Genomic DNA, 21,254 nt, shown 5'->3' with positions numbered 1-21,254 from the left:
ACGGAGCCGGAGCCCATGGGCGAGCAGCACCACGTGAAGTTCCCGCAAGAGGTCATCGACGAGTACTCGGCGCTCGGCGTCGACCTGCCCGCCCTGTTCTCCGCCGGGCACCTCGGCACCCGCATGGGCATCGAGGTCAAGGAGGCCGCGGCCGACCGCGTCGTCGGCACCATGCCCGTCGAGGGCAACACCCAGCCCTACGGCCTGCTGCACGGCGGCGCCTCCGCCGTCCTCGCCGAGACCCTCGGCTCCGTCGGCGCCATGCTCCATGGCGGCAGTACCAAGCTCGCCGTCGGCGTCGACCTCAACTGCACCCACCACCGCGGCGCCCGCTCCGGCCTCGTCACCGGAGTCGCCACACCCGTCCACCGCGGCCGCTCCACCGCCACGTACGAGATCGTCATCACCGACGAACAGGACAAGCGGGTCTGCACCGCCCGCCTGACCTGCATGCTCAAGGACGCGCCCACCCCGCCGAAGTGACAGCGGCCGTCGGCGGCGCCACCACGCGAGGGTCACGCGCCGCCGACAATCTCACACGGATGTAACACTCGGTTACCACCGCCGCAACGCGACGCCGCCCCCTCGCACCGCACCCCCGTACCGCCCGGCCGGGCCCGGCCCCGCACCCCGCGACATGTCCTTCCAGCCGCCGACCACGGACCAAGATCACTTCAAGTCCCCGAGCGGAACTGGGCATTCGCACTATGCGAACACAGCGCCACGGCATGCATACGCCCCAATCGTCCACACTTCGCCCCACCGGACGCGCGCCGGGCACACGCCGTCATAACAAGAGCGTCACATCCTCCACCGGGTCGTCTCCCTCCCTGCGGCCTGAGCTTATAGTCACGGCCAGTCACCGCGCCGCCGGGCGCGTCACTTGCACGGCCCCTGTACCACCCCAGTACGGCCCGGCGAGACACACGGCCCCGACCAGGGGCCGCGCCAGGGAGAGGAATGATCGTGCGTCACCGTTCTCTGCTCATACTCACCACCGCGCTCACCACGGGCGCGCTCACGCTCACCGCTTGCGGGTCGCGCGACAACAACAGCAACAAGGGCGGCGGCGGCAACACCACCGTCACCATCGGCGTCGACGCACCCCTCACCGGCCAGAACTCCGCCACCGGCCTCGGCATCCAGTACGGCGCCCAGATCGCCATCGACAACGCCAACAAGAACAAGACCGTCCCCGGCGTCACCTTCAAGCTCTCCGCCAAGGACGACAAGGCCCTGCCCGCCACCGGCCAGCAGAACGCCACCGCCTTCGTCGCCGACAAGAGCGTCCTCGGCGTCGTCGGCCCCCTCAACTCCGGCGTCGCCACACAGATGCAGCAGGTCTTCGACACGGCGAACCTCGTGGAGATCTCCCCCTCCAACACCTCGCCCGAACTCACCATGGGCAAGAACTGGCAGACCAACCCGGTCCGCCCGTACAAGACCTACTTCCGCACCGCCACGACCGACGCCATGCAGGGCGGCTTCGCAGCCGACTACGCGTACAACACCCTCAAGAAGCGCAAGGTCTTCGTCGTCGACGACAAGCAGACCTACGGCGCCGGCCTCGCCAAGCTCTTCATCAAGGGCTTCACCAAGGCAGGCGGCAAGATCGCCGGAACCGACCACATCAACGTCGGCGACCGCGACTTCGCCACCCTCGTCACCAAGATCAAGAACTCCGGCGCCGACCTGCTCTACTACGGCGGCCAGTACGACGAGTCCCAGGTCCTCACCAAGCAGCTCAAGGACTCCGGCGCCAAGATCCCGCTCTTCGGCGGCGACGGCATGTTCGCCACCACCTACATCAAGACCGCCGGCAAGGCGGCCGAGGGCGACCTCGCCACCTCCATCGGCGTCCCCGTCGACACCCTCCCCGCCGCCAAGGACTTCGTCGCCACCTACAAGGCCAAGAAGTACCCCGGCGACTACGGCGCCTACGGCGCGTACTCCTACGACGCCACCACCGCCATCATCAAGGCCGTCGCCCAGGTCGCGAAGGACGGCAAGCTCCCCGCCGACGCCCGCCAGCAGGTCGTCGACGCCGTCCAGAAGACCAACTTCCAGGGCCTGTCCGGCCAGCTCTCCTTCGACAAGTTCGGCGACACCACCAACAAGCAGCTCACCGTGTACCAGGTCGTCAACGGCAAGTGGAAGTCCGTCAAGAGCGGCACCTTCAACCCCAGCAACTGACCCAGGAACACCCCGGCGCCACAGCGCACCAGGGCCGCGCGGGACCCTCACCGGGTCACCGCGCGGCCCGCCACACCCGAAAACTCCCACCACACGGAGGCCACGCGGTGAACACCCTGCCGCAGCAGCTGGCCAACGGGCTGTTCCTCGGCTCGATGTACGGGCTGATCGCCATCGGCTACACGATGGTGTACGGCATCGTCCAGCTCATCAACTTCGCCCACGGCGAGATCTTCATGACCGGCGGCTTCGGCGCACTCACGGTCTACCTAGCCCTGCCCCACGGCATATCCATGTGGATAGCCCTCCCCCTCATGCTCGCCGGCGGAGCCCTCGTCTCCGTCCTCATCGGCGTCGGAGCGGAACGCTTCGCCTACCGTCCCCTGCGCGGCGCCCCACGCCTGGCCCCTCTCATCACCGCCATCGGCCTCTCCCTCGCCCTCCAGCAGGCCGTCTTCAACTGGTACCCCGACGCCAAGTCCGCCCGCGTCTTCCCCCAACTCGCCTTCGGGCCCTACCACATCGGCTCCATCACCATCCAGAGCGGCGACATCTTCGTCATCGTCGCCGCCCCTCTGTGCATGGCGGCCCTCGCCTTCTTCGTCCGCCTCTCCCGCACCGGCCGCGCCATGCAGGCCACCGCCCAGGACCCGGACACCGCCCAGCTCATGGGCATCGACACCAACCGCATCATCGTCATCGCCTTCGCCATCGGCGGGCTCTTCGCCGCCGTCGCCGGCGTCGCCTACGGCCTGCGCTACGGCAGCGTCGAATACGACATGGGCTTCATCGCCGGACTCAAAGCCTTCACCGCCGCCGTGCTCGGCGGCATCGGCAACATCTACGGCGCCATGCTCGGCGGCCTCGTCCTCGGCCTCGCCGAAGCCATGGCCACGGCATACATCTCCGACGTCCCCGGCATGCACCAACTCGGCGGCCAAGGCTGGTCCTCCGTATGGGCCTTCGTCCTCCTCATCCTCGTACTCCTCTTCAGACCACAAGGTCTGCTCGGCGAACGCGTCGCGGACAGGGCGTGACCACCATGACCAACACCGAGACCACCCCGGTCGTCCCGCTCCCCGCGAACACCGCCCGCCACCTCACCACCGCGGGCGCCCTCATCACCATCGCCTCCACCTTCCTCTCCTGGACCTGGACCTCCGCATTCCCCGGCGACCTCACCGTCTACGGCTACCCCGCGGGTCTCCAGATCATCACCCTCGTCACCGCCGCCCTCACCCTCCTGCTCGCCCTCACCGGCTACAAGAGCGGCGCCCTGGCCCGCCTCAACCCCAGCCGCAGCAACAACCCCACCGCCCTCGCCGCACTCGGCACCTTCGGCGTCGTCTGGTTCACCGCCATCGCCATCGCCGTCGACCTCGGCGGACTCGTCAACCTCGACCCCGGCGGCTACATCGCCGCGGTCGGCGCCCTCATCACCGCCACCGGCGCCCTCGGCCTGCCCCTCCACCGCAACACCCGCGACTCCCTCCACACCCCCGACTGGGCCGAACGCCCCGCCCTCGCGCCCGTCCACCGCGCCCTGCACACACTGCGCCTGGCCAAACCACCGCAGGCCCGCCCCACCAGCACCCCCGAACCCTGGATCGACCGCCTCACCATCACCGTCGGCATCGCCCTCGGCCTGGTCGTCTTCACCTACGGCATCGGTACCGACGACAACGCGAGCGAAACGTTCATCGGCTACCTCATCGCCATCACCCTCACCGCCATCGCCCTGCATCATTCCGGCGCCCTCGACCGCTTCACCAACGCCACCACCCGGCACAAAGCACTCTCCGCAGTGCTCGCCTTCGTCGCCGCCGCGCTCTTCCCCTTCACCCAGAGCAACGACCACAACGCCAACCTCGGCGTCAACATCCTCATCTTCGCCACCGTCGCCCTCGGCCTGAACATCGTCGTCGGCCTCACCGGACTCCTCGACCTCGGATACGTCGCCTTCCTCGGCGTCGGCGCCTACGCAGCCGCCCTCGTCTCAGGCTCCGAGTTCTCCCGCTTCTCCGGCGTCCAGTTCCCCTTCTGGGCCGCCGCCCTCACCGGCATGGCCGCCTCCCTCGTCTTCGGCGTTCTCATCGGCGCCCCCACCCTCCGCCTGCGCGGCGACTACCTCGCCATCGTCACTCTCGGCTTCGGAGAGATCTTCCGCCTCGCCGTCAACAACATGGACGGCACCTCGGGCCCCAACCTCACCAACGGCCCCAACGGCATCTCCCGCATCCCCGACCTCAAGGTCTTCGGCTTCAACCTCGGCGACGCCCACACCTTCGGCTCCTTCACCCTCGGCCGATTCGCCAACTACTTCTTCCTGATGCTGTTGTTCACAGCCATCGTCGTCCTCGTCTTCACCCGCGCCTCCAACTCCCGGATCGGCCGCTCCTGGATCGCCATCCGCGAAGACGAGACCGCCGCCACCGCCATGGGCATCAACGGCTTCCGCGTCAAACTCATCGCCTTCGCCCTCGGCGCCTCCCTCGCCGGCCTCTCCGGCACGGTCATGGCCCACGTCAACTACAGCGTCAACCCCCAGCCCTACATGTTCGCCGGCGCCGCCCCGCCCAACTCCGCCTTCCTCCTCGCCGCCGTCGTCCTCGGCGGCATGGGCACCGTCAGCGGACCCCTCCTCGGCGCCAGCCTCCTCTACCTCATCCCCGAAAAGCTCCAGTTCCTCAAGAACTACGAGCTCCTCGCCTTCGGCCTCGCCCTCGTCCTGCTCATGCGCTTCCGCCCCGAAGGCATCATCGCCAACCGCCGCCGCCAGCTCGAGTTCCACGACACCGGACAACTCGACATCCCCGAACAACAAAGCCTCCCCGACAGCACCACCGGCGCCGCCACGGCACCCGACGCCACCAAGGCAGGGGCATGACCACCATGACGACAACCACCACGCCCCAGCAAACCGTCCTGGAGGCCCGCGGCGTCACCATGCGCTTCGGCGGACTCACCGCCGTACGCAACGTCGACCTCACCGTCTCCACCGGCGAAATCGTCGGCCTCATCGGCCCCAACGGCGCCGGAAAGACCACCTTCTTCAACTGCCTCACCGGCCTCTACCACCCCACCGAGGGCACCGTCGCCTACAAAGGCACCACCCTCCCGCCCAAACCCCACCTCGTCACCAAGGCCGGAATGGCCCGCACCTTCCAGAACATCCGGCTCTTCGCCAACATGACCGTCCTCGAAAACGTCCTCGTCGGACGCCACACGAGGACAAAAGAAGGACTCTGGTCAGCCCTCCTACGAGGCCCCGGATTCCGCAAGGCCGAAGCGGCGTCCGAAGAACGCGCCATGGAACTTCTCAAGTTCACGGGCCTCGACCACAAACGCGACCACCTCGCCCGCAGCCTCCCCTACGGCGAACAAAGAAAACTCGAAATCGCCCGCGCCCTCGCCAGCGAACCCGGACTCCTCCTCCTCGACGAGCCCACCGCCGGCATGAACCCCCAAGAGACCCGCGCCACCGAAGAACTCGTCTTCGCCATCCGCGACAAGGGCATCGCCGTCCTCGTCATCGAGCACGACATGCGCTTCATCTTCAACCTCTGCGACCGCGTCGCCGTCCTCGTGCAGGGCGAAAAACTCGTCGAGGGAACCAGCGACGTCGTCCAGGGCGACGAACGCGTCGTCGCCGCCTATCTCGGCACCCCCTTCGAAGGCGCCCCCGAGGACACCGCCCTTGCCGAGGTGCAGGCCGCGGAGAGCCACGCCGCCGAGGACGGAACCGCCGGGACGGCCGAAGCCGCCGAAGAAGGAGACGCCGCACAAGGAGACGACGACAAATGACCGCACTGCTCGAGGTCGACAACCTCAAGGTCGCCTACGGCAAGATCGAAGCCGTAAAAGGCATCTCCTTCAGCGTCCAGCAGGGCCAGGTCGTCACCCTCATCGGCACGAACGGCGCCGGCAAGACAACAACCCTGCGCACCCTGTCCGGCCTGCTCAAACCACTCAGCGGAAGCATCACCTTCGACGGAAAGCCACTGAGCGGCATCCCCGCCCACAAAATCGTCGCCATGGGCCTCGCCCACTCCCCCGAAGGCCGCCACATCTTTCCACGCCTCAGCATCCTGGAAAACCTCCAGCTGGGCGCGTTCCTGCGCAAAGACCCGGAAGGAATCGAAAAAGACATCCAGCGCGCCTACGATCTCTTCCCGATCCTCGGCGAACGCAGAAAGCAAGCAGCTGGAACACTCTCGGGCGGCGAACAACAAATGCTCGCCATGGGCCGCGCCCTCATGTCCCGGCCCAAACTCCTCATGCTCGACGAACCCTCCATGGGGCTCTCCCCGATCATGATGCAGAAGATCCTCGAGACCATCGCGGAACTCAAGGCCCAGGGCACGACCATCCTGCTCGTCGAACAGAACGCCCAGGCCGCCCTGTCACTCGCCGACCAGGGTCACGTCATGGAAGTCGGCTCGATCGTCCTGTCCGGCACCGGACAAGACCTCCTGCACGACGAATCCGTACGCAAGGCCTACCTCGGCGAAGACTGACGACGGGCGCACACACGCGTGAGGCCCGCACCACGGGTGGGTGCGGGCCTCACGCCTTTCACACGCGCGGCGGCGCCGTCCGGTCCGTCAGCCCTTCGACGCCTTCTTCTCCTCGGCGTCCTGAATGACCGCCTCCGCCACCTGCTGCATCGAAAGCCGCCGGTCCATCGACGTCTTCTGAATCCACCGGAACGCCGCCGGCTCCGTCAGCCCGTACTGCGTCTGCAACACCGACTTCGCCCGGTCCACCAGCTTCCGCGTCTCCAGGCGCTGCGTGAGGTCCGCGACCTCCTTCTCCAGCGTCTTCAGCTCCGTGAAACGAGAGACCGCCATCTCGATCGCCGGCACGACGTCACTCTTGCTGAACGGCTTCACCAGGTACGCCATCGCACCCGCGTCCCGCGCCCGCTCGACCAGGTCACGCTGCGAGAACGCGGTCAGCATCAGCACCGGCGCGATCGACTCCTCGGCGATCTTCTCCGCCGCGCTGATGCCGTCCATCTTCGGCATCTTCACGTCCAGGATCACGAGGTCGGGCTTGTGCTCACGGGCCAGCTCGACGGCCTCCTCACCGTCACCGGCCTCACCGACGACCGTGTAGCCCTCCTCCTCCAGCATCTCTTTCAGATCGAGGCGGATCAGGGCCTCGTCCTCGGCGATGACGACGCGGGTCGTCAGCGGCGGGACGTGCGACTTGTCGTCGTCGGCGGCGTCAGCGGGCTGGGTCGACTCGGGGCCGGTCACGGGGGCGCTCCTTGTTCGGGCAGGGCGGGGATACTGCTGCCAAGAGCGTACCTAGCTGCGGTAAGGTGGTCGGGCAGCGGGTCAAGGGGAACCTTTGATTCTGCAGGCCCCGGTAGCCCAATTGGCAGCAGGCAATGGATTCAAAACCCATACAGTGTCGGTTCGAGTCCGACCCGGGGCACTTTTCCTTCGAATCGAAGGTTGGCCAGCTCGAAGCGGATGCTCACGTTCTCGTGAACATCCGCTTTTTTGCTGCGTGTCGCGCCGTATAACAGCTCAGTCTGCCCACATGTACGACATGAGCACACGTGAGCGGGCGCTCGCTCTGGTCGAGCAAGGACGCAGCCCGAACTCGGTCAGCAAGGAGACTGGCATGTCACGCGCCGCGATCCGGTCCTGGCACACACGCATCCAGCCGCTCACACGGACTGGCCGTGCGGCGCCCTGCCCGAGGTGCCAAGGGATCCCCTCGCCCCCCGAGGATCCGGCCGCGTACTCGTACCTGCTCGGCCTCTGTCTCGGTGATGGTTGCATCAGCTCTCTGCGCCGCGGCGTCTTGGAAGCAGCCCACGAAGTACGACATCTCCGTCGCCCGCAAGGCTGACGTCGCCCTGATGGACATACACGTAGGCCCCAAGCACTGAAGGTGCGCGGGGCCTCGGGCGGGGCTACTTCGGGCTGTCGTCCTCGCCGATGTGATGGACGCGGACCAGGTTCGTCGTGCCGGGGACGCCGGGCGGGGAGCCTGCCGTGATGACGACGACGTCGCCCCTCTCGCAGCGGCCGATCTTGAGGAGCATGTCGTCGACCTGCGCGATCATCGCGTCCGTCGACTCGACGTGCGGGCCGAGGAAGGTCTCCACGCCCCACGTGAGGCTGAGCTGGGAGCGGGTCGCCGGCTCGGGAGTGAAGGCCAGGAGCGGGATGGGCGAGCGGTAGCGGGAGAGGCGTTTGACCGTGTCGCCGGACTTCGTGAAGGCGACCAGGAACTTCGCGCCGAGGAAGTCGCCCATCTCCGCTGCCGCGCGGGCGACCGCGCCGCCCTGGGTGCGGGGCTTGTTGCGTTCGGTCAGCGGCGGCAGGCCCTTGGCGAGGATGTCTTCCTCGGCGGCTTCGACGATGCGGGCCATCGTCCGGACCGTTTCGACGGCGTACTTTCCGACGCTGGTCTCGCCGGAGAGCATGACCGCGTCCGTGCCGTCGATGACCGCGTTGGCGACGTCGCTCGCTTCCGCCCTGGTGGGACGGGAGTTGTCGATCATCGAGTCGAGCATCTGGGTGGCGACGATGACGGGCTTGGCGTTGCGCTTGGCGAGTTTGATGGCGCGCTTCTGGACGATGGGGACCTGCTCCAGGGGCATCTCCACACCCAGGTCTCCGCGCGCGACCATGATTGCGTCGAAGGCGGCGACGATGTCGTCGATGTTGTCGACGGCCTGGGGTTTTTCGACCTTGGCGATGACGGGGAGGCGACGGTCTTCCTCGTCCATGATGCGGTGGACGTCTTCGATGTCGCGGCCGTTGCGGACGAAGGAGAGCGCGATGAGGTCGGCGCCGATGTTCAGGGCCCAGCGCAGGTCGGCCTCGTCCTTGTCGCTGAGCGCGGGGACGGAGACGGCGACGCCGGGGAGGTTGAGGCCCTTGTGGTCGGAGACCATGCCGCCTTCGACGACCTTGGTGTGGACGCGGGGGCCGTCGACGCGAGTGACTTCGAGGGTGACCTTTCCGTCGTCGACGAGGATGCGTTCGCCGGGGGTGACGTCGGCGGCGAGGCCGTCGTAGGTGGTGCCGCAGGTCTGGCGGTCGCCCTCGACGCCGTTCTCGACGGTGATGGTGAAGGTGTCGCCGCGTTCAAGGAGTACGGGTCCTTCACTGAACCGGCCGAGTCGGATCTTCGGGCCTTGAAGGTCGGCGAGGATTCCGACGCTGCGGCCGGTCTCTTCGGATGCCTTCCGCACGCGCTGGTAGCGCTCCTCGTGTTCGGCGTAGGTGCCGTGGCTGAGGTTGAAGCGGGCTACGTCCATTCCGGCTTCGACGAGTGCTTTGATCTGCTCGTACGAGTCGGTGGCGGGGCCCAGAGTACAGACGATCTTTGCTCGGCGCATGATTCGAGCCTAGGGCTTACTGGCGGGTAGGTAATTGGGTGGGCGTGACTACTCAACGAGCTTTGCATGAAGGGTTATTGACAAGCGTCGCCAAGTTTTGAATGTGGGCACTCCCTCGCTCTGATGAGCACCCCTTTCGTCCTCTCAGAGTGTCGGCGGGTGGAGGGTGAAGCGGGCGTTCACCTGCGCGCGTACCTGTTGTCGCTGGGGTTCGAGGTCGAGGGCGGAGGGTGTGTCGTCGGGCGCGGCTCCGCCGGGAGCGGCGGCGCCGAACATGGCGCGGGGTGTGGGGGCGTGGGTCCAGGTGTGGTCGTCGGCGGCGGTGTCGGCGAGTTCGACGAGGGCGTCGAGCGTGGTGCCGAGGGCATCGGCGTATTCGCGGGCGCGCTGGACCGCTTCGTGCACGGCTTGTCGGCGTGCGTCGGCGTGGACGGGTGAGGTGCGGCGCAGGGACCACCAGGGGCCGTCGACGCGGGTGAGTTCGAGATCGGCGAGGCGGGTGGCGAGTTCGCCGAGTGCGGTGAAGTCGTTGAGTTCGGCGGTGATGTGAACGCGTCCGTGGTAGGTGCGGATGCGTTCACCGCGGCCGTGTCTGGTGAATTCGGGGGTGAGGGTGAAGGTGCCGGTTTCGAGTTTCTCTACGTGGTCGCCGTACGTTTTGACGAGGTCGAGGGTGGTGTTGTTGCGGTGGGTGAGGTCGGTGAGGGTGGCGCGTCGGTCGGTGTTTCGGGCGGTGACGGTGATGCCGATGCGGGCGAGTTCGGGTTCGGCTTCGATGTGGGCTTCGCCGCGGACGGAGAGGCGGGGCGTGTCGGGGGTGCCGTAGGGCGTGGGCTCGGTCATGGGTTCACTGTGACACTCGTGGGGGGTGTCGGCGTGTCGGTGTCAGGCGGTGGTTGGTCAGTCGGCGAGTTTGACGAGTGTGCTGCGGCCGGTGGGGTGTTGTCCGGCTCCGGGTCCTGGGGTGCGGTGGGCGTCGGTGGTGAGGCCGAAGGTGGTGAAGGCGGTGCGGCGGGGCTGGGGGTAGGGGTTCTTGCCGGTGAGGGTGTTGAGGATGGTGGCGCTGCGCCAGGCGGCGAGGCCGAGGTCGGGGGCGCCGACGCCGTGGGTGTGGCGTTCGGCGTTCTGTACGTAGACGGCGCCTTGGACGGACGGGTCGAGGACGAGGCGGAAGTGTTCGTCGATGCGGGGCCGTTCGCGGCTGTCGCGGCGCATGTAGGGGTCGAGTCCGGCGAGGAGTCGGCCGAGGGGGCGTTCGCGGTAGCCGGTGGCGAGGACGACGGCGTCGGTGGTGAGGCGGGAGCGGGTGCCTTGCTGGCGGTGTTCGAGGTGGAGTTCGACTTGGGTGGTGGCGACGCGCCCCGCGGTGCGGACGTTGACGCCGGGGGTGAGTGTGGTGTCGGGCCAGCCGCCGTGGAGGGTGCGGCGGTAGAGCTCTTCGTGGATGGCGGTGATGGTGTCGGTGTCGATGGCCTTGTGCAACTGCCCTTGTCGTGGCAGGAGTTCGTTGCGGGTGGCTTCGGTGAGGTGGTGGAAGTAGTGGGTGTAGTCGGGAGTGAAGTGTTCGAGGCCGAGCTTGGAGTACTCCATGGGCCGGAACGCTTCGGTGCGGGTGAGCCAGTGGATTCTTTCGCGGCCTGCCGGCCGGTTCTTGAGGAGGTCGAGGAAGATCTCGGCCCCGGACTGGCCTGAGCCGATGACGGTGACGTGGTCGGCGGTGAGGAGTCGGTCGCGGTGGGTGAGGTAGTCGGCGGAGTGGATGACGGGGACGGTGGGGGCTTCGGCCAGTGGTTTGAGGGGTTCGGGGATGTGGGGTTCGGTGCCGATACCGAGGGCGATGTTCCTGGTGTAGGTGCGTCCGAGGGCTTCTGCTTCGCCGTCGGAGTCGAGCTGGGTGAAGTCGACTTCGAACAGGGAGCGTTCGGGGTTCCAGCGGACGGCGTCGACTTGGTGGTCGAAGTGGAGTCCGGGGAGGTTTTCGCTGACCCAGCGGCAGTAGGCGTCGTATTCGGCGCGGTGGATGTGGAAGTGCTCGGCGAAGTAGAAGGGGTAGAGGCGTTCACGGGTTTTGAGGTAGTTGAGGAAGGTCCAGTGGCTGGTGGGGTCGGCGAGGGTGACGAGGTCGGCGAGGAAGGGGACTTGGAGGGTGGCGCCGTCGAGGAGGAGTCCGGGGTGCCAGTGGAAGGCGGGGCGTTGTTCGTAGAAGGCGGTGTCGAGTTCGGTGAGGGGGTGGGCGAGGGCGGCGAGGGAGAGGTTGAAGGGGCCGATGCCGATGCCGACGAGGTCACGGGGAGCTTCGGGACCGGGGCTGGCGCTGGGGCTGGGGCTGGGGCTCGGGGTCGAGCTGGGGCGGGTGGCGGTGGGTGCGCCAGGTGCGGCTGTCTCGGCGTTCATCGCGGAGTGTGTCCTTCCACCAGTTTGAGGAGCGCGGCGAGGGCGGCGGGGTCGGTGTGGGGGTTGAGGAGGGTGGCTTTGAGCCAGAGGCGGTTGTCCATGCGGGCGCGGCCGAGGACGGCGTGGCCTTCGGTGAGGAGGTTGCGGCGGATGGCGGCGATGTGGGAGTCGGGGGCGCCGGTGGGCCGGAACAGGACGGTGGAGATGGTGGGGGTGTCGTAGAGCTCGAGGGCGGGATGGGTGGCGACGAGGTGGGCGAGGTGGCGGGCGTGGTCGCAGACCTGGTCGACGAGAGCGGCGAGGCCGGTGCGGCCGAGGGCTTTGAGGGTGACGGCGATTTTGAGGATGTCGGGGCGTCGGGTGGTGCGCAGGGAGCGGCCGAGGAGGTCGGGGAGGCCCGCTTCGGTGTCGTCGTCGGCGTTGAGGTAGTCGGCGGTGTGGGTGAGGGCGGTGGTTTCGGTGGTGTCGCGTACGGCGAGGAGGCCGGCGGCGACGGGCTGCCAGCCGAGTTTGTGGAGGTCGAGGGTGACGGTGTGGGCGCGGTCGAGGCCGTGGAGGCGGTGGGCGTGGCGGTCGCTGAAGAGGAGACCCGCGCCGTAGGCGGCGTCGATGTGGAGGCGGGCGCCGTGGTGTTCGGTGATGTCGGCGATGTCGGGGAGCGGGTCGATGAGGCCGGCGTCGGTGGTGCCGGCGGTGGCGGCGACGAGTTTGGGGCCGGGTAGGCCGGTGAGTGCGGCGTCGAGGGCTGCGGGGTCGAGGGTGCCGCCTGGCGTGGGGAGGGTGATGGGGGCGGGAAGGCCGAGGAGCCAGGCGGCGCGGGCGAGGCTGTGGTGGGCGTTGGCGCCGGTGAGGAGCTGGACGGGCTGGGGGTGCGGGTTGGTTTCGCGGGCGAGGAGGACGGCGAGTTGGTTGGCTTCGGTGCCGCCGGTGGTGACGAGCGCGTCGGGTGGTGTGGGGGCCGAGGGGTGGGGGCGGTAGATCTCGTGGGCGAGGGTGCGGGTGAGGAGGGCTTCGAGTTCGGAGGCGGCGGGGGCTTGGTCCCAGGAGTCCATGGAGGGGTTGAGGGCGCCGGCGGCGAGGTCGGCGGCGACGGCGACGGCGAGGGGTGGGCAGTGCAGGTGGGCGGCGCAGAGCGGGTCGGCAGGGTCGGCGGCGCCCGCGGCGACGGCGGTGACGAGGGTGCGTAGGGCGTGGTGGGGGCCGGTGCCGCGGGTGGGCAGGAGGTCGCCTGCTCGGTCGCGTAGGTGCGCGGCGACGGTGTCGGGGCCGCCGGCGGGGAGGGGGCCCGCGCGGTGGGTGGCGCCGGTGTGGAGGGCGTCGAGAACGGTGTGGAGCAGGGGCCGGAGGGCGTCGGGGCCTTGGGTGCCGCCGGCGAGGGGTGGGGGGCCGGGTGCGAGGGCGGGCGAAGGTGGGTTTGTGGGCGCAGCCCGTTCGGGGGTGGGTGACGGGCGGGGGCTCATGCGGGTCCTTCGGGTCCTTCGGGAGCGTGCCGGGGTGTGTGGTGCCTGTTCGGCTGTGGTTCACCAGCCTGGGCGTCGGCGGGGTGGTGTGCCTGATGTACCAACGAAGGAGACCCGAAAGGGGTATTGGTCGGTGCGGGGCGGGGGCGGACGCTGTAGGGGCTCCCCGGGGCTCCCCCACGCGCCGTCCCGCCCTTGATGTGGCGTGGGCGCGTACGCCGGGCCCTGTGACTTCGACGGGATTCGCCGGACAGCGCACCTGGGGGCTTGCTTCAAGTGCGCTTGAACCTCATAGCGTGTGGGGCATGACGGTGATCGAGAGCGGTTCCGAGCCAAGGCCACAGTCACGGCCAGAGTCCCGGCCACAGTCGATGTCGGCATCGGCCCACCAGGGGCCTTTCACGATCAGTGAGGTGTCGGTTCTCACGGGGTTGAGTGCGCCGACGTTGCGCTGGTACGAGGAGATCGGTGTGCTGCCCGCGGTGGAACGGACGCACACGGGGCGGCGGGTGTTCAGTGACCGCGATGTGGAGTGGCTGAGCTGTGTGACGGCGTTGCGTCTCACGGGGATGCCGGTCGCGGAGATGGTGCGGTTCGCGGCTCTGGTGCATCTGGGCGCGGAGTCGTACGACGAGCGGCGGGAGATTCTGGAGCGGACGCGGCGCGATGTGCTGGGGCGTATCGCGGAGTTGCGGAGTGCGCTCTCTGTCATCGACACGAAGATCGAGTTCTATGCGGGTGGTGTCGGCCGGGTGCCACGGGAGGCGTCCGAGGAGATGCCGGACGGGGCGTCGGAAGGGGCGTCGGCGGAGGTGTCAGAGGGTGCGTGAAGTGGCCATGAGTGGCATGGGCGCGGATGACACGGAGGCGGGGAGGCAGGGATGAGCGGCGTGCAGGCGGGAGTGACGGGCATGGAGGCTGGAGTGACGGGATTGGAGGCTGGGATGAGCGCGGTGGTGGAGAAGATCCGGACGGTGGAGCTGGGCGACGGCGGTCCGCTGGTGGGGGTGCAGGGTTTCGGTGCCATGGGGATCAGTGCCGCGTACGGGGAGACGGATGTGGCGGCGGCGCGGGAGACGCTGGAGGCGACGGTCGAGGCGGGGGTGACGCTGATCGACACGGCGGACATGTATGGCGTGGGAGCCAATGAGGAGTTTCTGGCGCCGTTCGTGGCCGCGCATCGGGACGAGATCACGCTGGCCACGAAGTTCGGGATCGAGTACCGGGCCGATGATCCGTCGTACCGGGCGATCCGCAATGACCCCGGGTATATCAAGCGGGCCGTGGAGGCGAGTCTGCGGCGGCTGGGCGTGGACGTCATCGATCTGTACTACATGCACCGCCGGGATCCGTCCGTGCCGTTGGCCGACTCGGTCGGCGCGATGGCGGAGTTGGTGCGGGAGGGGAAGGTGAAGCATCTGGGGCTGAGTGAGGTGACGGGTGCGGAGCTGCGGGAGGCGTACGCGGTGCATCCGATCGCGGCGTTGCAGACGGAGTGGTCGGTGTTCAGCCGGGATGTGGAGCGCAGCGCGGTGGGTGCGGCGGCGGAGTTGGGAGTGGCGTTCGTGCCGTACTCGCCGCTGGGGCGTGGCTTTTTGACGGGGGCGTTCAGTGACGCGAGTGCCCAGTTGTCGGGTGCTGATTTCCGTCGGTCGATGCCGCGGTTCTCGGGTGAGAACGCGAGGGTGAACGCGGCGCTGCTTGAGCCTATGCGTGCGATGGCGGCGGAGCGTGGGGCGACGACGGCGCAGATCGCGCTGGCCTGGCTGCAGCAGCGAGCGGAGGTGCATGGTCTGGCGGTGGTGCCGATCCCGGGTACGCGTAAGCGGAGCCGTCTGCTGGAGAACGCGGCGGCCACGAGGATCACGTTGTCCGCGGACGAGTTGGCGGTGCTGGAGCCGATCGCCGGTCAGGTGGCGGGGGAACGGTATGCGGACATGTCCTTGACGTCGGCGGCGCGGGAGGGGTAGCCGCTTCCCGGCGGGGTGCCGGCCGGGAAGCGGGGCGGGTGGCCCCGCTCGGCGGCGGGTGGCCATGCGCGCTGTCCGGTGGATCAGGTCGGATTCTGTCTGCCGTGCCGATCGGTGCGGGCGGGGCCGCGTGCCGGGGCCCGCGACCCCGACAAGATCCACCGGACGGCCTCAGTGCTGCCTGACCCGCAGCGCGCGGGCCAGGTCGTCGAGCTGGTCGGTGAGTTTGCGGCGGAGGGCCGGGATGAGGGTGGGGTGCGTGAGGCTTTGCTCGCCCAGGTGGAGTGTGTCGGTGTCGATGGCGTAGGCGGGGAAGGCGTGGCGGCCTGCCGCTTCGGCGATGGCGGGGCCGCGGCGCGCGGCGAGGGCTGTGGCGCCGGTGAAGTAACGGGGGACGTAGTCGCGCAGGAGGTCCGTCTGTTCGGGCTGCCAGAAGCCTTGGGCGGTGGCGGTGAACAGGTAGTTGGAGAGGTCGCGGTCGGGGTCGGTGGTGAACAGGGCGGCCCATGCGGCTTGTTTGGTCTGGGGGTCGGGCAGGGCGGCGCGGCAGCGGGCGGCGCCTTCCTGCCCGGTGGCGCTGGGGTCGTGGACGAGTTCGGCGTCGATGACGACGTCGTCGACGGCGCCGAGGACGCTGAGCCGGCCGAGGATCCGCCAGCGCAGTTCGGGGTCGAGTTCGGGTCCGCCGGGTACGGCGCCGGTGTCGTACCAGCCGCGGATGACGTCGGGGTGTTGTGCGGTGTCGATGAAGTGGCGTACGGCGGTGAGGCGGAGGCCGGGTGCGCTGCCGTCCTCGGTGCGGCGGATGAGGTCTTCGCACAGGGCGGTGAGGCGGGTGAGGGCGGCGGGCCGGTCGGCGGGGGCGGTGTAGCGGTCGGCGGCCTGGGTGCGGGCGAAGGTGAGGACGCCCTGCACGATGGCGAGGTCGGTCTCCTCGGGGAGGTGTGCGGCGACGGCCTCCAGGTAGGCGGCGGGTTCGAGCTGGCCGTCGCGGACCATGTCGCGCAGGGTGTTCCACAGGACGGCGCGGGTGAGGGGTCCGGGGACGCGGGAGATGCCGCGTACGGTGGCTTCTTCCGATGGGGTGTCCAGGCGGATCTTGGCGTAGGTGAGGTCCTGGTCGTTGGGGACGATCAGGGCGGGGCGCGGTCCGCGGAACGCCAGGGGTTCGCCGGGTGCGGGCACGTCGATGTCGAGGTTCTCGCGGAGTGCCAGGGCGTGGCCGTCGGAGGCGTCGAGGTCGTAGAGGCCGACGGTGAGGCGGTGGGGGCGGGTGCCCGCGTGGTCGACGGCGAGGGTCCAGCCGTCGTCGGTCTCGGTGACGCGGGTGGTGAGGGTGTCGACGCCGGTGGTGCGCAGCCAGGCGTGGGCCCAGGCGTGGACGTCGCGGTCGGTGTGGTGGGCGAGGGAGTCGATGAAGTCGGCGAGGGTGGCGTTGGCGAACTTGTGGCGGGCGAAGTGGGTGTTGATGCCCGCGAGGAAGTTCTTCTCGCCGAGCCAGGTGACGAGTTGGCGCAGGGCGCTGGCGCCCTTGGCGTAGGAGATGCCGTCGAAGTTGAGGAGCGCGTCGGCGGTGTTGTCGACGGCTTCGGGGGCCACGGGATGGGTGGTGGGGCGTTGGTCGGCGTCGTAGCCCCAGGCTTTGCGGACGATGCCGAAGTCGACCCAGGTGTCGGTGAAGCGGGTTGCTTCGGTGAGGGTCTGGTAGCCCATGTATTCGGCGAACGACTCGTTGAGCCAGATGTCGTCCCACCAGGCGAGGGTGACGAGGTCGCCGAACCACATGTGGGCCATTTCGTGGGAGATGACCATGGCGCGGGTCTGTCGTTCGGTGTCGGTGACGGCGGAGCGGTAGACGAATTCGTCGCGGAAGGTGACGAGTCCGGGGTTCTCCATGGCTCCGGCGTTGAATTCGGGGACGAACGCCTGGTCGTAGGAGTCGAAGGGGTAGGGCTCGGTGAATTTCTCGTGGTAGCGGTCGAAGCACGCGCGTGTGATGGCGAGGAGTTCGTCGGCGTCGGCGTCGAGGTGGGGTGCGAGGGAGCGGCGGCAGTGCAGGCCGAAGGGGAGGCCGCGGTGTTCGGTGCGGACGGAGTGCCAGGGGCCCGCGGCGACGGCGACGAGGTAGGTGGGCAGGGGCGGGGTGGTGGCGGCGCGCCAGGTGCCGTCGCCCAGGTGTTCGGTGATGCCGTTGGCGAGGACGGTCCAGCCGTCGGGGGCGGTGACGGTGACGTCGAAGGCGGCCTTGAGATCGGGCTGGTCGAAGGCGGCGAAGACGCGCTGGACGTCTTCCATGAACAGCTGCGTGTACGCGTAGGTCTCGCCGTCGGTGGGGTCGGTGAAGCGGTGCATGCCTTCGCCGGTGTGCGAGTAGCGCATGGCGGCGTCGACGACCAGCTCGTGCTCGCCCTCGGTCAGGCCGGGCAGCGGCAGTCGGTTGTCGTCGAGGGCCGCGGGGTCCAGGGGGTGCCCGTCGAGGGTGACGGAGCGCAGCTCGGCGGGTTTGACCTCGACGAAGGTGTCCGCGGTGGTGTGCGCGGCGAACCTGATGACGGTGCGGGAGTCGAAGGTGTCGGCGCCGCGGGTCAGGTCGAGGTGGACACTGTAGTGCCGGACGTCGAGGAGTTTGGCTCGGGTCTGCGCTTCGTCGCGCGTCAGTACGGGCATGAGGACATGCTGCCGCATGCCACTGACATCGGTCAGCGGTTGCTGTTCTGCTCGGCGATCTGCTCGTGGTGGCGGATGACCTCGCTGATGATGAAGTTCAGGAGTTTCTCGGCGAAGGCGGGGTCGAGTTTGGCGTTCTCGGCGAGCTGGCGCAGTCGTTCGATCTGACGGGCTTCGCGGGCTGGGTCGGCGGGCGGCAGATCGTGGGCGGCCTTGAGGTGGCCGACCTGCTGGGTGCATTTGAAGCGTTCGGCGAGCATGTGGACGACGGCGGCGTCGATGTTGTCGATGCTGTCGCGCAGCCGTCCGAGTTCGGCGCGTACGGCCGGGTCGGTCTCGTGTCGGTTCGGCTGTTCGTGGGGCGTGCTGGTGGTCATGGCGGATCAGCCTACGTGGAGCATGGGCGGGTCGTCGGGGTCGGGGATCTGGTCGGACCATCCGCCGGGCACGGCGCGGCCTTGTTGTTCGCGGAAGCGGACGGGTGGGGTGCCGACGCGGCGGGTGAACAGGCGGGAGAAGTAGGCGGGGTCGTCGTAGCCGACGCGGCGGGCGACGGCGGCGACGGGCAGTTCGGTGGCGGCGAGGAGTTCCTTGGCGCGGCCGAGGCGGATGCCGAGGAGGTAGTCCTTGGGGCTGCAGCCGGCGCCGCGGCGGACGGCGGTGCGCAGTTCGGCGGTGGTCATGCCGTGGCGTGCGGCGTGTTCGGCGACGGACAGGGGCTGGAAGGCGTCGCGGGCGAGGGCTTGGAGGACGGGGTCGCCGTCGGGGGCGGTGTCGGCTCGGGCGCGGCGCAGGGCGACGAGGAGTTCGTGGACGGCGGCGCCGGTCTCGACTTCGAGGAGGGGGTTGCCGCGGCGTGCGGCGCGGGCGATGCGGCCGACGGCGGCGCGGGGCTGTGCTGCGTCGGAGAGGGGGACGACGGGCTGGTCGGGCTGGATGTAGCCGAGTTCGGTGTAGGTGGTGGTGGCGGGTCCGGTGAAGTCGACGAAGCATTCGTCCCAGCCGGTGGCGGGGTCGGCGGCGTAGTGGTGGGAGCGGCCGGGGGTGAGCCAGATGAGTGCGGGGGCGGTGACGGGGGTGCGGCGGCCGTCGTCCTGCTGGTACCAGCCGCTTCCGGCGGTGATGACGACGGCGACGTGGTGGCCGAGGGTGCGGGGTCCGACGGGGGGCAGCAGGCCGTGCTGGAGGCCGACGCCGAGGCAGACCAGGCCGAGGCGGTGGTGGACGGGGCTGGGGGTGAAGTACCGCATCCATGTGTGGTATGTGGACATTTGTCCCCTCCCGTGGTGCTCGTGGGCCGGCTCCCCCGTCCAACACCAGCCGATCTTTGTCCATGGACCGGGTCGCCCGCCAGAGGTGAGGGTGTGGGTGAGGGGGGCGCGTGGAGCGCCGCTTCAGGTGAAGAGGAGCACGTGATGTCCGATTTCCGGGTGGGCGAGGACGATTTCGAGGTGGACGGGGCGCCGGTGCGCCTGCTGTCGGGTGCCTTGCACTATTTCCGGGTGCATGAGGAGCAGTGGGCGCACCGGCTCGGCATGCTGCGGGCGATGGGCCTGAACTGTGTGGAGACGTATGTCCCGTGGAATCTGCACGAGCCGCGTCCTGGTGAGGTGCGGGACGTGGCGATGGTGGGGCGTTTCCTGGACGCGGTGCGGGACGCGGGTATGTGGGCGATCGTGCGTCCTGGCCCGTACGTCTGCGCGGAGTGGGAGAACGGGGGGCTGCCGCACTGGGTGACGGGCCCGCTGGGCAGGCGCATCCGTACGGGGGACGAGGAGTTCCTGGCGGCGGTGGAGCGCTGGTTCGGGGCGCTCATGCCGTACGTGGTGGAGCGGCAGGTGGACCGGGGCGGCCCGGTGATCATGGTGCAGGTGGAGAACGAGTACGGCAGTTACGGGTCGGACGGCCGCTATCTGCGGGCTCTGGCGGACCTGCTGGCGGGGCTCGGTGTGACGGCGGAGCTGTTCACCGCGGACGGGCCGGAAGATCACATGTTGTCGGGTGGTTCGGTGCCGGGGGTGCTGGCGACGGTGAATTTCGGCTCGCGCGCGCGTGAGAGCTTCGAGACGCTGCGCAGGCACCGGCCGAAGGGGCCGCTGATGTGCATGGAGTTCTGGTGCGGCTGGTTCGACCACTGGGGTGCCGAGCCGGTGGTGCGCCGGCCCGCGGACGCGGCGCGGGCGCTTGCGGAGATCCTGGAGTGCGGTGCGTCGGTGAACCTGTACATGGCGCACGGCGGTTCGAATTTCGCGGGCTGGGCGGGCGCGAACCGGGGCGGCGCGTTGCATGACGGCCCGCTGGAGCCGGACGTGACGTCGTACGACTATGACGCGCCGGTCGACGAGTTCGGGCGGCCGACGGAGAAGTTCTGGCGGTTCCGGGAGGTACTGGCGCCCTATGCGCGGGGGCCGCTGCCGGATGTGCCGGAGCAGCCGCCGGTGCTGGCGGCGCCGGCATCGGGTCTGTTGTCGTCGTTCACGGCCATGGGCGGGGTGCTTGAGGCGCTGGGCGGGCCGGAGGGGGAGTTCGCGGTGCCGCCGTCGTTCGAGGAACTGGACGTGGACCGTGGCCTGGTGCGGTACGCGGTGACGGTGCCCGGTCCTCGCGGGCGGTATCCGCTGCTGGCGCGGGGGCTGCGGGACATCGCGGTGGTGTACGTCGACGGGGAGCGGGCCGGGGTGCTCACGGAGGAGCAGCCGTGTCTTGCGGAGCCTGTGGCGGGGCACGCGCGCGTGGAGCTGTGGGTGGAGTCGCTGGGGCGGGTCAACTACGGGCCGCTGCAGGGCGAGTCGAAGGGGGTGACGGGCGGGCTGCTGCACGAGCGGCAGTATCTGCACGGTGTACGGGCGCGGGGGCTGCGCCTGGACGTGTTCGGCGCGGCGGCGGTGGCGGCGCTGCCGTGCGGGGCGCCGGGCGGCGGGCTGCCGGGGTTGTACCGGGGCGTGGTCGAGGTGTCGGGGGCGGGGGACGCGGCGCTTGAGCTGCCGGGCTGGACGCGGGGGTTCGTGTGGGTCAACGGGTTCTGTCTGGGCCGGTACTGGTCGGTGGGCCCGCAGCGGTCGCTGTATGTGCCCGGTCCGGTGCTGCGGGAGGGCGGCAACGAGGTGTGGGTCCTGGAGACGGACCGGGCACCGGCAAAGCCGCTGGTGCGGTTGCGGTGACCGCGCGGGGGCGGGGGTGCGCTCGCGCGGCGCCGGGTCGGTC

The 21,254-nt window shown here is 69.2% G+C and carries 18 protein-coding genes and 1 tRNA gene; 11 read left to right on the top strand and 8 right to left on the bottom strand.

What is annotated here, in order from left to right; all coding sequences use genetic code 11:
• The first annotated feature begins 15 nt into the window (after positions 1-15).
• The 6 genes from OFY01_RS20540 to OFY01_RS20515 all read left to right on the top strand — a co-directional run bounded on the left by OFY01_RS20540 (position 16) and on the right by OFY01_RS20515 (position 6,710).
• Complete coding sequence (locus tag OFY01_RS20540; protein WP_266602001.1) at positions 16-483, top strand: PaaI family thioesterase; 468 nt, start codon at positions 16-18, stop codon at positions 481-483.
• A 477-nt stretch (positions 484-960) separates the two neighbouring features.
• On the top strand, positions 961-2,193 hold the full coding sequence (locus tag OFY01_RS20535) for a branched-chain amino acid ABC transporter substrate-binding protein (protein ID WP_266601999.1): 1,233 nt from the start codon (positions 961-963) through the stop codon (positions 2,191-2,193).
• A 107-nt stretch (positions 2,194-2,300) separates the two neighbouring features.
• Positions 2,301-3,230, top strand: coding sequence for a branched-chain amino acid ABC transporter permease (locus tag OFY01_RS20530; protein ID WP_266601997.1), 930 nt, complete (start codon positions 2,301-2,303; stop codon positions 3,228-3,230).
• A 5-nt stretch (positions 3,231-3,235) separates the two neighbouring features.
• Positions 3,236-5,080 (top strand): branched-chain amino acid ABC transporter permease, encoded by a 1,845-nt coding sequence (locus OFY01_RS20525; protein ID WP_266602021.1) that lies wholly within the window; start codon positions 3,236-3,238, stop codon positions 5,078-5,080.
• Complete coding sequence (locus OFY01_RS20520; protein ID WP_266601996.1) at positions 5,077-5,997, top strand: ABC transporter ATP-binding protein; 921 nt, start codon at positions 5,077-5,079, stop codon at positions 5,995-5,997. Before OFY01_RS20525 ends, OFY01_RS20520 begins: the two co-directional genes overlap by 4 nt.
• The gene (locus OFY01_RS20515) at positions 5,994-6,710 is read left to right on the top strand and encodes an ABC transporter ATP-binding protein (protein ID WP_266601994.1); all 717 of its coding nucleotides are present in this window, start codon (positions 5,994-5,996) and stop codon (positions 6,708-6,710) included. Before OFY01_RS20520 ends, OFY01_RS20515 begins: the two co-directional genes overlap by 4 nt.
• Before the next feature lie 87 nt (positions 6,711-6,797).
• Here the strand turns inward: OFY01_RS20515 and OFY01_RS20510 are convergent, their stop codons facing one another.
• Positions 6,798-7,454, bottom strand: coding sequence for an ANTAR domain-containing response regulator (locus OFY01_RS20510; protein ID WP_266601992.1), 657 nt, complete (start codon positions 7,452-7,454; stop codon positions 6,798-6,800).
• A 106-nt stretch (positions 7,455-7,560) separates the two neighbouring features.
• Here OFY01_RS20510 and OFY01_RS20505 point away from each other — a divergent pair.
• A tRNA-Leu gene (locus tag OFY01_RS20505) sits at positions 7,561-7,635 on the top strand.
• A 127-nt stretch (positions 7,636-7,762) separates the two neighbouring features.
• Positions 7,763-8,098, top strand: coding sequence for an ATP-dependent RNA helicase RhlB (gene rhlB, locus OFY01_RS20500; protein ID WP_407700386.1), 336 nt, complete (start codon positions 7,763-7,765; stop codon positions 8,096-8,098).
• A 24-nt stretch (positions 8,099-8,122) separates the two neighbouring features.
• On the opposite strand, the gene pyk is transcribed toward rhlB, so the two are convergent.
• The 4 genes from pyk to OFY01_RS20480 form a co-directional block, all read right to left on the bottom strand.
• On the bottom strand, positions 8,123-9,559 hold the full coding sequence (gene pyk / locus OFY01_RS20495; protein ID WP_266601990.1) for a pyruvate kinase: 1,437 nt from the start codon (positions 9,557-9,559) through the stop codon (positions 8,123-8,125).
• Positions 9,560-9,703: 144 nt separating this feature from the next.
• Complete coding sequence (locus OFY01_RS20490; protein WP_266601988.1) at positions 9,704-10,402, bottom strand: SIMPL domain-containing protein; 699 nt, start codon at positions 10,400-10,402, stop codon at positions 9,704-9,706.
• Between the two features lie 57 nt (positions 10,403-10,459).
• A complete protein-coding gene (locus OFY01_RS20485; protein ID WP_266601986.1) occupies positions 10,460-11,953 on the bottom strand; it encodes a lysine N(6)-hydroxylase/L-ornithine N(5)-oxygenase family protein in 1,494 nt (497 codons plus the stop codon).
• The gene (locus OFY01_RS20480; RefSeq protein WP_266601984.1) at positions 11,950-13,413 is read right to left on the bottom strand and encodes a pyridoxal phosphate-dependent decarboxylase family protein; all 1,464 of its coding nucleotides are present in this window, start codon (positions 13,411-13,413) and stop codon (positions 11,950-11,952) included. The genes OFY01_RS20485 and OFY01_RS20480 overlap by 4 nt, the downstream gene beginning before the upstream one ends.
• A gap of 305 nt (positions 13,414-13,718) precedes the next feature.
• Here OFY01_RS20480 and OFY01_RS32655 point away from each other — a divergent pair, with 305 nt between their 5' ends.
• Positions 13,719-14,243: a MerR family transcriptional regulator gene (locus OFY01_RS32655; RefSeq protein WP_456115290.1), complete on the top strand. Its 525-nt coding sequence runs from the start codon at positions 13,719-13,721 to the stop codon at positions 14,241-14,243.
• Between the two features lie 114 nt (positions 14,244-14,357).
• Entirely contained in the window at positions 14,358-15,383 is a 1,026-nt protein-coding gene (locus tag OFY01_RS20470) for an aldo/keto reductase (protein ID WP_266602017.1), read from the top strand.
• Between the two features lie 171 nt (positions 15,384-15,554).
• Here the strand turns inward: OFY01_RS20470 and pepN are convergent, their stop codons facing one another.
• Genes pepN through OFY01_RS20455 form a run of 3 tightly spaced genes read right to left on the bottom strand, consistent with a single transcriptional unit; the run spans position 15,555 to position 19,321 of the window.
• Positions 15,555-18,050 (bottom strand): aminopeptidase N, encoded by a 2,496-nt coding sequence (gene pepN / locus OFY01_RS20465; protein WP_266601982.1) that lies wholly within the window; start codon positions 18,048-18,050, stop codon positions 15,555-15,557.
• Positions 18,051-18,082: 32 nt separating this feature from the next.
• Positions 18,083-18,427, bottom strand: coding sequence for a chorismate mutase (locus OFY01_RS20460; protein ID WP_266601980.1), 345 nt, complete (start codon positions 18,425-18,427; stop codon positions 18,083-18,085).
• Between the two features lie 6 nt (positions 18,428-18,433).
• Entirely contained in the window at positions 18,434-19,321 is an 888-nt protein-coding gene (locus OFY01_RS20455; protein WP_266601978.1) for a helix-turn-helix domain-containing protein, read from the bottom strand.
• Positions 19,322-19,465: 144 nt separating this feature from the next.
• Here OFY01_RS20455 and OFY01_RS20450 point away from each other — a divergent pair, with 144 nt between their 5' ends.
• Entirely contained in the window at positions 19,466-21,211 is a 1,746-nt protein-coding gene (locus OFY01_RS20450) for a glycoside hydrolase family 35 protein (protein ID WP_266601976.1), read from the top strand.
• The last annotated feature ends 43 nt before the right edge of the window (positions 21,212-21,254 follow it).

It is taken from the genome of Streptomyces beihaiensis (assembly GCF_026274175.1).
In the GTDB taxonomy this organism is placed as follows: domain Bacteria; phylum Actinomycetota; class Actinomycetes; order Streptomycetales; family Streptomycetaceae; genus Streptomyces; species Streptomyces beihaiensis.
This window is presented reverse-complemented; position numbering and strand designations above follow the sequence as displayed.